10 protein-coding genes are annotated in these 14,017 nt (G+C 46.7%); 5 read left to right on the top strand and 5 right to left on the bottom strand.

What is annotated here, in order from left to right; translation table 11 throughout:
- Nucleotides 1-138 precede the first annotated feature (138 nt).
- The 5 genes from ACTTHR_RS02730 to ACTTHR_RS02750 form a co-directional block, all read right to left on the bottom strand.
- Entirely contained in the window at nt 139-501 is a 363-nt protein-coding gene (locus ACTTHR_RS02730) for an FtsB family cell division protein (protein ID WP_442605101.1), read from the bottom strand.
- Nucleotides 502-842: 341 nt separating this feature from the next.
- On the bottom strand, nt 843-1,295 hold the full coding sequence (gene coaD, locus ACTTHR_RS02735) for a pantetheine-phosphate adenylyltransferase (protein ID WP_442605102.1): 453 nt from the start codon (nt 1,293-1,295) through the stop codon (nt 843-845).
- Between the two features lie 63 nt (nt 1,296-1,358).
- The gene (locus tag ACTTHR_RS02740; RefSeq protein ID WP_442605103.1) at nt 1,359-3,296 is read right to left on the bottom strand and encodes a DNA topoisomerase IV subunit B; all 1,938 of its coding nucleotides are present in this window, start codon (nt 3,294-3,296) and stop codon (nt 1,359-1,361) included.
- Nucleotides 3,296-4,423, bottom strand: coding sequence for a hypothetical protein (locus tag ACTTHR_RS02745; RefSeq protein WP_424776920.1), 1,128 nt, complete (start codon nt 4,421-4,423; stop codon nt 3,296-3,298). The genes ACTTHR_RS02740 and ACTTHR_RS02745 overlap by 1 nt, the downstream gene beginning before the upstream one ends.
- 43 nt (nt 4,424-4,466) lie before the next feature.
- Nucleotides 4,467-6,140 (bottom strand): Na/Pi cotransporter family protein, encoded by a 1,674-nt coding sequence (locus ACTTHR_RS02750; protein ID WP_442605104.1) that lies wholly within the window; start codon nt 6,138-6,140, stop codon nt 4,467-4,469.
- 115 nt (nt 6,141-6,255) lie between these two features.
- Between ACTTHR_RS02750 and ACTTHR_RS02755 the strand changes: the two genes are divergently transcribed.
- The 5 genes from ACTTHR_RS02755 to ACTTHR_RS02775 all read left to right on the top strand — a co-directional run bounded on the left by ACTTHR_RS02755 (nt 6,256) and on the right by ACTTHR_RS02775 (nt 13,849).
- Nucleotides 6,256-7,923 (top strand): nucleoside kinase, encoded by a 1,668-nt coding sequence (locus ACTTHR_RS02755; RefSeq protein ID WP_442605105.1) that lies wholly within the window; start codon nt 6,256-6,258, stop codon nt 7,921-7,923.
- Between the two features lie 12 nt (nt 7,924-7,935).
- Entirely contained in the window at nt 7,936-8,265 is a 330-nt protein-coding gene (locus ACTTHR_RS02760; protein ID WP_442605106.1) for a translation initiation factor, read from the top strand.
- Between the two features lie 75 nt (nt 8,266-8,340).
- On the top strand, nt 8,341-9,390 hold the full coding sequence (locus tag ACTTHR_RS02765) for a DUF4837 family protein (RefSeq protein ID WP_442605107.1): 1,050 nt from the start codon (nt 8,341-8,343) through the stop codon (nt 9,388-9,390).
- A gap of 40 nt (nt 9,391-9,430) precedes the next feature.
- Nucleotides 9,431-10,546, top strand: a complete 1,116-nt coding sequence (pdxA, locus tag ACTTHR_RS02770) for a 4-hydroxythreonine-4-phosphate dehydrogenase PdxA (protein ID WP_442605108.1) — start codon at nt 9,431-9,433, stop codon at nt 10,544-10,546.
- A gap of 27 nt (nt 10,547-10,573) precedes the next feature.
- Nucleotides 10,574-13,849 carry a UvrD-helicase domain-containing protein gene (locus tag ACTTHR_RS02775; protein WP_442605109.1) on the top strand — a complete coding sequence of 1,092 codons (3,276 nt, stop codon included), beginning with the start codon at nt 10,574-10,576 and terminating at the stop codon, nt 13,847-13,849.
- Nucleotides 13,850-14,017 lie beyond the last annotated feature (168 nt).

Consider the following 14,017-nt stretch of genomic DNA (forward strand, 5'->3'; position numbering starts at 1 on the left):
GTAACGGGCATGAGACCATAGAACAAAAATCTGTAGTATAAGCCCTGCAAGAAGTATCGAAGTACTTATGGTGTAGACAATCGAATTGATCCAAAAAGAATTAGTTCGTCGCATATATACTCCTGATTTATCTCATTTTTAATTTTGATGAGAAGTAGTGTCTACAATCAAAAAAGTAACCTCTCCAGGCTTCTCAAAGTTATACTTTATCCGAGCAATACGCTCCAACTCTTCTCGTTCATTGAGTTGCTGAAGAGCCAAACTATCCTGCTCAAATTTTTTCCTTGCATCTCGTACAGAGTGCTTAAGGCGCGATATGGTAGCTCTGTGCTCTATCTGCTTAAAGACACTTGCCTCACCAAAAGCAAGCTCCGTTACAGACAGGAGAACAAAACAAGCAAGTGCCAATACCCACGGATGTGCTGCATTGTATTGATCAATACGCTTGAGAAAATCTCGTGTGCGCACTGCCACTCTATTGCCCAACTTCTTGCCTATCATAGTTTATACAAAACACTCTGTCCTCTAAGATTGTTTCCTTACCTCTCCCACCTTTCGTGGTATTCTGGAAGATTTGGACACAACCAGATTCTAAGTGCAAAAATACATCTTTTCCCTTAACTTCCCTCAGTTTTTAAAAGAATGTGTCCATTGGTTCAATTCCCCTTACGGGAAGCCTAAAATCCGACTCTACACTTTGATGTTTCTCCACACTAGGTGAAAACATAAAAAATCCTGCCCTGTAAGAAAAAAGTTCTTGCCCTAAAATCACCTCCAAAACCAGCCTAAAAAAGAAAAGAAATAGGGCAGAATTTACAGATTAATAGGGCAGAAAAAATAAGCTAGAGGACAAAGCCGGGAGGGAGCATGCCGGAAACATCGTGACCATGGTTGATAAGTTCTCGAATAGCCCCACTACTGACATGAGACAAATGTTGAGCCGTAAAGAGGAATACAGTCTCTATACCCGTAAGGCAGCGATTAATGTCTGCCAAAGAGCGTTCGTACTCATAATCAAGTCCGGAACGGATCCCTCTAAGAAGCACCGTAGCCCCCACTTCCTTGGCAATATCCGCTGTAAGCCCTGTATAAGCGATTACTTTGATGCGCCTTTCCTCTGCGTAAAAAGAAGAGATCTGACGAAGTCGCTCCTCCGAAGTGTATAGAGGTTGTTTCTTGTCATTAACACCAATAGCTATAACCACAGAGTCGAACAAACGCAGACCACGCGTTACAATATCGGCATGACCAATGGTAAAGGGATCAAAAGACCCGGCAAAGAGAGCGGTAGTCATTAGGCGAAAATATTTGGTTCAAGGCATAGGATAAAAGAGAATCTACCAAGAGAGGGTACCTCGCTACTGCTCATCTTCCATCACAAGGTTCTCTATGATGAAATCTTGTCTATCCGGGGTATTCTTGCCCATATAGAAGTCGAGCAAATGCTTATAGGTATCCTCTTTGCGTAGGGTTACCTGGCGAAGTTTGATATTTTCTTCTGTGATAAGCTCCTTAAACTCATCGGCAGAAATCTCTCCAAGCCCCTTAAATCGGGTAAGTAGAGCCTTCTTTCCCAAGAGGTGGAGAGCATGGTCTCGCTCCTCATCGCTATAGCAGTAGTAGGTGTATTCCTCTGAGGTTTCTTTCTCTCCCTTCGTCTTACGTTTCTTCCTTTGGGCAATCTCCCCCGGGGGTAAAGCCACACGATAGAGAGGGGTCTCAAGGATGTAGACATGCCCCTTACGCACCAAGTCGGGGAAAAACTGAAGGAAAAAGGTGAGCATCAATAGGCGAATGTGCATACCATCATCATCGGCATCGGTAGCAATAATCACCCTATTGTAGCGTAGCCCTTCTAACCCCTCTTCTATGTTGAGAGCAGCCTGTAACAGGTTAAACTCCTCATTTTCATAAACGATTTTCTTGGTCAAGCCGAAGCAATTTAGGGGTTTACCTCGCAGACTAAAGACGGCTTGATACTTCGGGTCTCGGCTTGTCGTAATAGAGCCACTTGCCGAATTTCCCTCGGTAATAAAGATGCTTGTACGCTCGGGCTCCTTATCCTTTAGTTTGGTATCGTTGAGGTGAACGCTACAATCCCTCAGCTTCTTATTGTGAAGGCTCGACTTTTTTGCTCGCTCTCTGGCGAGCTTAGCGACCCCACTCATGGACTTGCGTTCCCGCTCGCTCTCTTGTATCTTCTTGAGCATTACGTCCGCCACATCGGTATGAATGTGCAGGTAGTCGTCAAGTCGATCCTTGAGGAAATCTCCAACAAACTTCTGTATACTCACCCCATAGAGAGGCTCATCTTTGTACTGATGCTCCTCGGGAACCATATCCTTAGAGCCCAGCTTTGTCTTTGTCTGACTCTCAAAGGTCGGTTCGATCACCTTAAGACTGACGGCCGCAACAATCCCGGAGCGAATGTCCGAATAGTCAAAGTTCTTAGAAAAATGCTCCTTAATGACACGTGCTACCGACTCTCGGAAAGCAGAGAGATGCGTCCCCCCTTGCGTTGTATTTTGCCCATTAACAAAGCTGTAAAACTCCTCTCCATACTGGTTGATATGGGTAATAGCCACCTCTATATCATCGGATTGCAAGTGGATTACCGGATAGAGAGGATCGCCCGTAAGATCCTCATTCAAAAGATCTTGCAGGCCATGACGGCTAAGGAACTTCTTACCATTGTAAATGATGGTAAGCCCGGCATTGAGGAAGGTGTAGTTGCGCAACATGGCCACAACGTACTCTTCCCGGAATTGATAGTTGCGGAAAAGGGTAGCATCGGGGGTGAAGCATACCTCAGTGCCCTGCGGCTCATCACAAGGCACAACTTCGCCATCATACAAAATCTTAGCCCGCTCAAACTCTACACGTTTGGTCTGACCTTCCCTACGAGATTGAACGGAAAAAGAGGATGAAAGCGCATTTACCGCCTTGATACCAACGCCATTAAGCCCAACTGATTTCTTGAAAGCGCGAGAGTCCATCTTGGCCCCCGTATTCATCTTACTTACGGCATCTATAAGTTTGCCCAGGGGGATACCTCGGCCATAATCGCGCACGGAGACAGCACCTTCGGCAATGGTAACCTCAATTACCTTGCCCTGCCCCATTACAAATTCGTCTATCGAATTGTCTATTACCTCCTTGAGTAGAACATATATACCATCGTCACTCGCCGAACCGTCGCCCAGCTTCCCGATGTACATACCGGGCCTGCGACGAATGTGGACATCCCAATCTAGGGTGGTAATACTACCCTCAGTGTATCCCGTAACTACTTCCATTACAACTTTTTAATGAAAGCTCTACGTGTCTTATGGTGCTTACGCTCGAAATAATCCCACTGCATCTGCACCGACATATTGGTCTCTAGCTCCGGATTGCTCTCGGCATATTCCACACCAAACTTTTGGTATATGGGTATCAAGTCGTTGAAGAGAAGTGCATTGACTCCTCGGTTCATATACTCGGGTAAAACCCCCATCAAATAGAGGTCAATCACTCTTGGTCTCCCCTTCAATGCCCTCAACAAATGAATGAACCCAAAGGGGAAAAGCTTACCATTAGCGAGCTTGAGGGCTTTACTTAAGTTGGGCATAGAGATGGCAATACCCACTACTTTTTCGTCTTTCTCTCGCACAATGAGCGTAACGAACTCGGGGCGAAGCATTGGGATATAGAGTTTGGTATAGTACTCAATCTGAGCAGGACTCAGCTCCGAATAGCCGTAAAGATTACTATAAGCCTTATTGATGGTTTCGAAAACTGCAGGACCATAAGGGAGTAGCTCCTTGCGATCTTTAACCTTAACTACGCGCAGACCGTACTTCTCTTGCACAATCTTAGAGATGCGGATGTGCTTCTCAGGAATTTCTTTAGGGATATATATTTTAAACTCCTTCCAGTCCTGATCCTTGACAAAACCGAGACGCTCTAGCTGCTTGGGATAGTAGGCATAGTTATAGATGGTGCTCATTGTCCCCAATTGGTCGAAGCCCTCTATAAGCATCCCCTCTTTGTCCATATCGGTAAAACCCATAGGCCCCTGCAGCATTTCCATTCCCTTGCTTCTAGCCCAATTTTCTACCACTTCAAAGAGGGCATCTACCACGGCATTATCGTTGATAAAGTCGAGAAAGCCAAACCGAGCATTGCTCTGGTTCCAGGTTTCATTGGCTCTATGATTGATAATACCGGCAATGCGTCCTACAATGCGCCCATTGCGGTATGCTAAAAAATACGCAGCTTCGCAAAACTCAAAGGCAGGGTTGCGATCCTTATCAAGAGTCCCTAGCTCATCGTCAATAAGCACGGGTACATGGTACGGATTCTTCTTGTAAAGCTCATTCCCAAACTGCACAAAGCGTTTGAGTTCTGACTTATCCTGTACTTGTCTAATCTCTACTGCCATAATAATCTCTGTAAGTTGTATTGTGGAAAACTGAGTGTGTCGATTATACTTTTTTCTCTACAATGGCTTGTACTACATTGAGCGCATAATCTCCAAAGTGCTCGTATTCGTCTATTATATCGAGATAATATACCGACTGCTGATAGGGATATACGTGATTGTCGAGATCCTGCATATTCTTCTGTTTCAGGTCATCACGCATATTGTCTATCTCATTTTCTATGTTGTAAGACTGGTGAGCGGCATCTGCTCCGGGGTTACTCATTTGTAGTACTTCTATCATGTGTAGAGCACTCTTTAGCACCACTTCGTGTAGAGCAAGAAGGTTCTCGACCAAAAGAGGTTCGAAGGATGTATTACTACTATTACGCTTCTTGAGAGACCTTGCTATATTGAAACAGGTGTCTCCCAGGCTTTCTATTTCGGTGGCCGCACGCATCATTACACGCACCTCCTGCTTGGCGTCACTACTCAAGTCCCCATCCGAGAGAGCATTGAGATAGTTGACAATCTCTACCTCTACGCGGTCACAAATATTCTCGAACTTCTCAATCCGATTAAAGGTATTATTGAATTCTGTAGAGTCCGTAGTTGAGATAAGCACCCTATCCATCTGCAACATCTCTAACACACGATTACTATAAGAGCCGAGCTCCTTATGCACTTGGATGAGAGAAAGCTCACTCGTGGAGAGCATACGTGTAGAAATGAATTGGAGGTGACGGTCTTCGTCTTCCCCGAAGCTTGAGGTCTTGGGAGAACGGATTACTCGTTCGCAAATCTTCACATAGACTGGGACAAACCAAATCATCAGCAAAGCGTTGGCGATATTGAAGAGGGAGTGGAAAAGAGCCAACCCTACAGAGGGGTTTTCTCCCGATAAGTCTTTTACCAAATGGGCAAGCGGATAGAAAAGACAAAGCACCCAAACAACCCCTAAGAAATTGAAGAGGAAATGTGAAAAGGCCGTCCGCTTAGCAGCCACATTAGCGTTGAAAGCTGCAAGATTAGCAGTAATGGTAGTACCAATATTTTCCCCTAACACCATGGCAAGAGCAAGCTCAAAAGGAATCCAGCCATTGTAGCACATGATAAGGGTAATAGCCACCGTGGCGCTCGAGGACTGCACGATAATGGTCATGACAGTACCTATCAGCAAGAAAATAAGTACGGATGCAAAACCTAAATCTGAGTAGGCAGAGAGGAATTCCAAAGCCTCCGGATTGCTTTGTAAGTCGGGCATTGAGCTTTTGAGGAACTCCAATCCCAAAAACAATAAAGAGAAGCCTATTACAAACTCTCCAATGTTATTCCACTTCGACTTCTTCGAGAAAATCAAAGGGATAGCGAAGGCAAACAAGGGAATGGCAAAGGCACTAATATCTACCTTAAAGCCAAGCAATGAGATAATCCAAGCGGTAACCGTGGTACCGATGTTGGCCCCCATCACCACACTAATAGACTGGGCGAGGCTAAGCAACCCGGCATTAACGAAACTTACAACCATCAGGGTCGTAGCCGAAGAAGACTGGATCAAAGCCGTAATCGTAATCCCCGTAAGGACTCCGAAAAAGCGGTTAGAGGTCATGGCAGAGAGGATGTTACGCATCTTGTCTCCGGAGATTTTCTGGAGACCTTCACTCATGATCTTCATCCCATAAAGGAACAAACCAAGAGCACCAATCAGACGAATAAAGTCAAGAATTCCAAAAGTCATGTCTACACACTACTCTGCTATTATTTCTACACTTTCACTTGTGAGGCTAGAGCCTTTCTTTGCTACTCTTTGCCTAATTTTGAGGACAAATATAGTCGAAAAAGATTAGAAAGCTATGGATCCAATACAGATCATCTGCACAAATACAGGATACAAAGAACTGGTTAATAAGGGAATAACGATATTAGAACTCGCAAATAAATACGAGCAAGAACTAGGCTTCAAGCCTATCAACTGCCGTATGAACAACAATACAGTAGGGCTAACCGAGAAAATTACCAAGAGCTGTGAATTGTTCTTTGTAGGGCTAAACGAGGAGAGTGGGCAACGCACCTATTTCCGCACCCTGAGCTTTATTTTAAGCAAAGCTGTACGAGAAGTTATCCCCACAAGTAGACTACGAGTAGAACACTCTTTGTCTAATGGCTACTACTGCAGCATCAAAAACGGACACGAAGTTACCGATCAAGAGCTTGCCAATATAACCATCCGAATGGATGAAATCATAGCAGCCGACCTCCCCTTCACCACCCGTACAGCATCCCAAGAAGAGGCTATAAAGGTATTCAGAGATCTTGGAGAAGAGGACAAGGCAACCCTGCTTGAGACCTACAATGTCCCCTTCATTACGTACCAGGAGTTGGATGGATACCCCGATACCTATTACGGCTCTTTAGCCCCCTCTACCGGCTATATTCATATCTACTCCATAGAGCGATACTTAGATGGCTTTCTAGTGCGCGTTCCGTCTCGTACGAACCCTAATGAGCTTGCTCCTCTTACTGAACAGCCGAAACTTCGCGAGGTGCTCAAAGATCAAAAAGAGCTCATACAAATGCTCGAAATACCCTATGTAGGAGATCTTAACAAAGCCATCACTCGAGGGGAAATCAACGACATTATTATGGTAAGTGAGGCTGAGCAAGAGAAGAAAATATCTATGATTGCTCAAGAGATTGCTCAGCGTTACCACGAAGATGGGGTACGCATTGTACTCATATCGGGTCCCTCTTCATCTGGGAAAACCACCTTTACCAAGCGTCTTTACACCCAACTGCGCACTTGCTTTATCAAGCCTCATAGTATCTCTCTCGATGATTATTTTGTGAATCGAGACCGAACTCCTCGCGACGAAAACGGGGAATACGACTTTGAGTCCCTCTATGCCGTAGACCTTGATGCTTTCAATCAAGATCTACAGAGGCTGCTAGGAGGCGAGAGTGTAGAGCTACCTACCTTCGACTTCAAACTCGGCATTCGCTCCTATCGCAATGATGCCTTCACCCTCCGCCCAGGAGACCTCCTTTTGATAGAAGGCATTCACGCCCTCAATCCCGAGCTAATCCCTACAATCCCTAGCAATACGACATTCAAAATCTATGTTAGTGCCCTCACGGCTATTGGCTTAGATGCACACAATCGCATCCCTACAACAGACAATCGATTACTGCGCCGCATAGTACGAGACTATCGCTACAGGGGCAAGAGTGCAGTAGAGACCCTCTTCCAATGGGCTTCGGTACGAAGAGGAGAAGAACGCTGGGTATTCCCCTATCAAGAGAACGCCGATAAAGTATTCAATAGTGCTATGGTGTACGAACTTGCGGCTCTCCGCCGTTTTGCAGAGCCCCTACTTATGGAAGTCCCTGCCAACGTGCCGGAGTACAGTGAAGCACAACGCCTCCTGCGCTTCTTACGCATGATTCACTACATACGAATAGATAAGTTGCCGGGCACCTCCCTCATCAGAGAATTTTTGGGAGGTAGTGCATTCCGCTATTAATTTGATACCAATATGAGTAAGAAGAACATGGGAGGATTGGTCTACAGCACAGACCCCAATTTTTGTCCCAACAGCCCAACCGACGATACGATAGAGACTCTCCCCCCGGAGAAACAACGTCTGCGCCTACGCTACGAACGCTCAGGGCGCGGAGGGAAGGAGGTTACACTCGTTACCGGATTCGTCGGGAGTAGTGAAGACCTCAAAGCCTTGGCCACTAAGCTAAAGCAAGCTGCCGGATGCGGGGGCTCTGCCAAAGATGGAGAAATTATGCTACAGGGAGATAAGCGCTCCTTACTCGTTCCCTTGCTGCAACGAATGGGCTACAAAGACACAAAATAGCCTGCATCCACCCTCCCTAAAGCGATTATATCGTAACTTTGAGGAGATTTTGAACAAATCCCATAGAGCATTAACATGACAAAAGTAACCCATACCCTAGTACTCCTTGCAAGCTTCATAGTACTTGCAACAAGTTGCAACAAAAAGACCAATACCTTTATGGCTGCAGCAGGAAGCCCCGGCGAAATGCTTCTTGTAATGGATGGTGATTGGCTCAAAGGATCAGAAGGAGAGCTCGTAAAGGCGATGCTACAAGAAGAAGTGCCCGGGCTCCCTCAGGTAGAACACTGGATGCGTGTACAAACTGTAGCCGAAGCCGACTTTGGAGACTTCCTACGCAACACACGAAACATCCTCATTGTAAAAGCAAACGAAGATACCTACACGCACAATTCTGTCAAGTATTCTTACAACGAATGGGCACAAGGGCAACTCCTCATCGTCGTGCAAACGCCCAATGCAGACTCTCTGAAAGCACTCGTTGCCAATGATGGGGATAAGATCCGTCACCTATTGCTGCGCCACGAACTCTTCCGCTATGCCGAAGTCTGGAGTGGGGAGTTTAGTACCAAAGCGGACGGGTATTGTCAAGAGGTCTTGGGCTGCCACGTCAATATGCCCCAAGATATGCTCTCCTACAAAAAGGGTAAGGACTTCCTTTGGATGTCGAATAATTCTGATAAGAAACGTAGCGATATGGTTGTCTATAGTCTCCCCTATAGAGGCAAAGAGGATCTATCCCCGGAGGTAATGCACGCACGCCGTGATAGTGTACTCGGTAGCAATATTCCCGGTGCCACTCCCGATAGCAAGATGACAACCGTCCCTGAAGGGCTTATCCATCAATACCTACAAATGCCGGACGGATCCTATCGAGGGGTGCTCCGTGGGCTCTGGGAGACCTCAGGCAAAAGTGCCATGGCCGGTCCTTTTGTAATGCATGCCATTGCTCACCCCGAAGAGGGTAAAGTCTACTATATAGAGGGCTTTGTGTACTACCCCAACGAAGATAACCGCGACCTCGTACGCCGCCTAGAAGCAGCTCTATTCTCGCTGCGACCTCTCTCCCAAGAGACTTTCGATCCTGCTCCCATCAAGCAGATTTGGTGGTCAGACATTCACTGATAGTCGCAACAACAGCCCCCCCCCTCTATCCTCTTTACATATGGAACAAAACAACAATCGCAAACCCGTAATAGGGATCACTCATGGAGATATAAATGGGATTGGCTATGAAGTCCTTTTCAAAGCCTTTGCCGAAGCTAATATCACCGAACTCTTCACCCCCATTATTTATGGTTCGGCAGAAGCAGAAGCCTTTTGGCGCAACTATCTTGCTATAGAGACGGCTCCTTGGCGAAAAATCACAACCCCTGGAGAGGCAAAAGAGGGCGAGATCAATCTCATTTCTTGTACAACGCAAAACGTACAAGTAGAGGTAGGCGTGCCCACTCCTTTAGCCGGGAGGTGTGCATTCGACGCCCTAGAGAGAGCTATGGAAGATGCTCTAAACAATCGGATAGACGCCCTCGTTACGGCTCCTATCAACAAAGCCACAATGCCTCAAGACCTATTCCCCTTTAAGGGACATACGGACTATTTGGGAGCAAAATGTGGACTAAAAGAGAACGAATCTCCCCTTATGATACTCACGAGTGGCGATATACGTGTGGCTCTAGCTACTACACATGTTGCCATTAGCGAGGTAGCAGGGCTTTTGAGCGAATCCCTACTACTGGAGAAACTCCAAGCCATAGAGAGCAGTATGCAACGCGATTTCGATATAGAGAAACCCCGCATTGCCGTACTCTCCCTCAACCCCCACTCGGGAGACCGAGGGCTAATGGGGAGAGAGGAAATAGAGATCATTACCCCAACGCTACAGAAAGCTCGGGAGCAATACAAACTGCTTGCCTTCGGTCCCTTTGCTGCAGATGGTTTTTGGGGCTCTGCTGAGCTTTATAAATATGATGCCATCTTAGCTCTCTATCACGACCAAGGGCTGGCTCCTTTTAAGTCTCTCTTTATGAATGAAGGCGTCAATTTTACCGCAGGACTCCCCATCATACGCACCTCTCCCGACCACGGAACCGGATATGATATTGCAGGGAAAAATCTTGCCAGTTCCGCCTCTCTCACAGCTGCCATTTATTTGGCAATTGACACGATCCGTCGTCGCAATCGCTACAACTACGCCCGTCGCAATCCTCTAAGAAAAGGATACAACGAGCGTGGCAACGACAACGAAATACTTGCCCCAACGCCCCAGTCTGAGGAATAACTCCTCACCTACTCCACCCTCTCTACCATGGCTCAACTGAATGTCTATACGGCATCAGCCGGTGCAGGTAAAACCTACACTTTGGCTCTAGAGTACCTCACCCTTGCCCTAAAGTATCCGGAAGACAAATTCCGACACATACTGGCAATGACCTTTACCAATAAGGCAACCAACGAAATGAAAAGCCGTATTGTGGAGGTACTCTATCAGCTAACCACCGAGAGAGAGCCCGGTCCTCTTGCTCTTGCCTTAGGGGAGCGACTAGATCTTTCTCCAGAGCAGATTACGGACAGGGCACAGCGCACGTTGCGTAGCATATTGGGGGATTACTCTTCATTCCGTGTAAGTACAATAGACTCCTTTTTTCAGGAAGTTGTGCGCTCCTTTGCCTTTGAACTGAACTTTGCAGGAAACTACAAAGTAGAGATGGATCAAGAGCTTTGGCTGCACAAAGCCATTGTGCTGCTACTCCATAGTCTGGCAGAAGAGCAAATGAGCGATACCCGTGAGTGGGTGTATCAACTGGCCCAAGAGGAAATCAATGCCGGCAGAAGTATTCAAATTGATCAAGCCCTGAGTAATCTAGGGAAGCAACTATTTGCAGAAGCTCCTTTGGCTGCGGTGCGTGATGGATACTTCCCTCAAAAAAAAGAGATCGCCCTAGATAGGCAAGCCATTGATGCCTACACAGAAGACTTCGAAGCAGAGCGTTACAAGTTAGCAGAGGCCTTTTTGAAGAAACTACACGGGGCAGGTCTACAAACATCAGACTTATACGGCGGAGCAAGAAGCCCCTTTTTTTACTACGAAAAGGTGCTGAAGGATCGCCATCTAGGCGACCAGCCTCCCCAGAGATGTAAGCAGGCTACCGAAGATCCTCTTGCCTTATTCCCTCAGAAAAGCCCCCATAAGGATCTTCTTACAGGGCTATGGGAGCAAGGATTACGAGATATATTATCAGACACCATTTCCCTAGAAGAGGAACGCGGGATATACTATCGGACGGCTCTTTGCACACGCCAAACCCTCAACGTACTGGGGACACTCGGCGACATCAATGCCATGATGATGCAGCAAGGCAGGGAGAGCAATACCCTCCTACTTGCCAGCACACAACAATTTATCCAGCGCATTATAGACAATGCAGATGCCCCCTTCATCTACGAGCGGCTAGGGAGTGTTTTACATCATCTCATGCTAGACGAGTTCCAAGATACAGCACGCATCCAATACGAGAATATCCGTCCGCTCCTCGAGAACACACTATCCTCAGGCAACGACAACCTGATAGTTGGGGATGTAAAACAGAGTATCTACAAATTTCGTCACTGCGACCGCCACATCCTAGGCTCCACACTTCAAGAAGAGTTTAAGGACTATTATTCGCATCATCCCCTACGGTACAACTGGCGAAGTACACCGGAGGTGGTCTACTTTAATAACGCCATATTCAAGCTACTCCCCTCTTTAATAGAAGCGAATCTCGGGAAAGAACTATCCGAAGCTACAGAGCAACTAGAGAATACACCCTTTGCCCACTTGATACCGAATGAGGAGAGTATCCGCGAAATCTCGAATAGTTACACCGAGGCTAAACAGCTCATAGCCCCTCCCAATGAAGAAAAAAAGGGGGGTATAGAGGTCTATTACTATCCCACAAAGAAGAAGGGAGAAAAAAAAGAAGAGGCGCCCAACGCCCTCAACCTTCCGGAGTTTAATGTCCCCTCTGTAATCCTATCCCTGATAGAGGATCGTCACTATAGACCGGAAGAGATTGCCATTCTTGCCAATACCAATAAGGAGGTTGCATCCCTTGCTGCCTGTCTTATTACTTATGCTCAAGAGCATCCTGAGAAGGCTCCCTTACTCAAGTTTGTATCGGGAGAAGCTCTCAATATTACCAATTCTGCCATAGTGCGGTTCCTTATTTCTCTACTAAAAGACCTATCGGAGGGGCGAACGAGGAACAAAGCACTCTACCGCACTGCCCTAGTTCACTACGAGCAATTAATAAGCAATGCCCCTAAAGGAGCCGAAAGCCGACTTCTCCCCTTTGAGCAACTGCACTCTTCTTGCCTAGAGCAACTACCCTACCTCTCCCTATACGATCTCGTAGAAAGCATCATCCATCAGCTGTATCCTCTTATAACTCCTGCAGATCAACCCTATATTACGGCCCTATTGGATCAATTATATCTCTACCACTGCGACGAAGTGGCAGACCTACAGGGGTTCTTAGATTGGTGGGAGGTAAAGGGGATTAAGACTACCCTACCCTTTGACGATGGGGGTGATGCTATCCGCATTATGACCATACACAAATCCAAAGGGTTGGGATTTCCGCTGGTACTGCTTCCTTTCCTGGATTGGGATTTGAGCTCAGGCAAACACAAATCCTCCTACATTTGGAGCCACCCCAGCCCATTGCTAACTCAAGAGATAGGCTGCCGGCTCCCCATCGTCCCCCTAGAGATGAGTTCCAAACTCGCCAAGACCTTCTACATTGGGGATTACTACAAAGAGAAAACAGACGCTATTATAGATAGGCTCAACCTCTTCTATGTAGCTATGACTCGAGCCAAACAGGGGATTGTACTATGGCTACCCGACCCCACGGAACTAGACGAGAAGAAAGTCACATTCGACCTCTCAAAGCTCCTTGGCTCTCTACTTCAGCAAAGCGAAATAGAGAAACTTATCACCCCGATTCCGCCCCATTCGGGAGTAGGCCCCAGAGGGAAACAGGAAGAAACGAAACCCTCGTATCCTTTCCCCTGTATCTCCCCTCACACGGAAAGAACCCAACACATCGCAATCAAACGAACCGGAAGTCAAGCTTACAAAGAGAACCGCTCAATCCGCTTTGGCTCGGCAATGCACTATATACTTAGCCTGATCAATACGCACCACGATGTGGACAACGCCGTAGAACAGGCTCTCAACGAAGGGGCATTGCTAAGGGATGAGAAAGAATCTATTGTGGAGTACCTCCAAAAAGAACTCTCTCGACCCGAAGTTGCCCCGTGGTTTTCTCCGGAGGTAGAGGTTTTCAACGAGCAAACCATACTCCTGTCGCTCCAATCTCATACCTACCGCCCCGATCGAATTGTGGTTACTCCCCAAAACGAAGCCATCGTAATTGACTACAAATTTGGCAAGCCTCTCCCCCGCTATCGACGTCAGATACAACGGTATATGCAGCTTCTCAGCAAGATGGGTTACAGCGCTGTACGTGGATATCTTTGGTACTTCGCTTCCGAATCCTCACAGATAGAGGAGGTTTTACCGGCTCCCAATAGCTGAAATAATACTGGCTACTTCTGAAAAAATTCTTGGGCAATAGTCAACCATACTACTGCCCAGAAAATATTTTTCTTTTGCCCTAGATTCAAAAAAATCTAGGGCTGCGACGGAACCGGATTTCAGTGAGCATCCTAAAGCCTATCGGTTATCAGCTCAAAAGCTATTGTC

This window comes from Porphyromonas endodontalis, from assembly GCF_052173515.1.
Lineage (GTDB): Bacteria > Bacteroidota > Bacteroidia > Bacteroidales > Porphyromonadaceae > Porphyromonas > Porphyromonas endodontalis_A.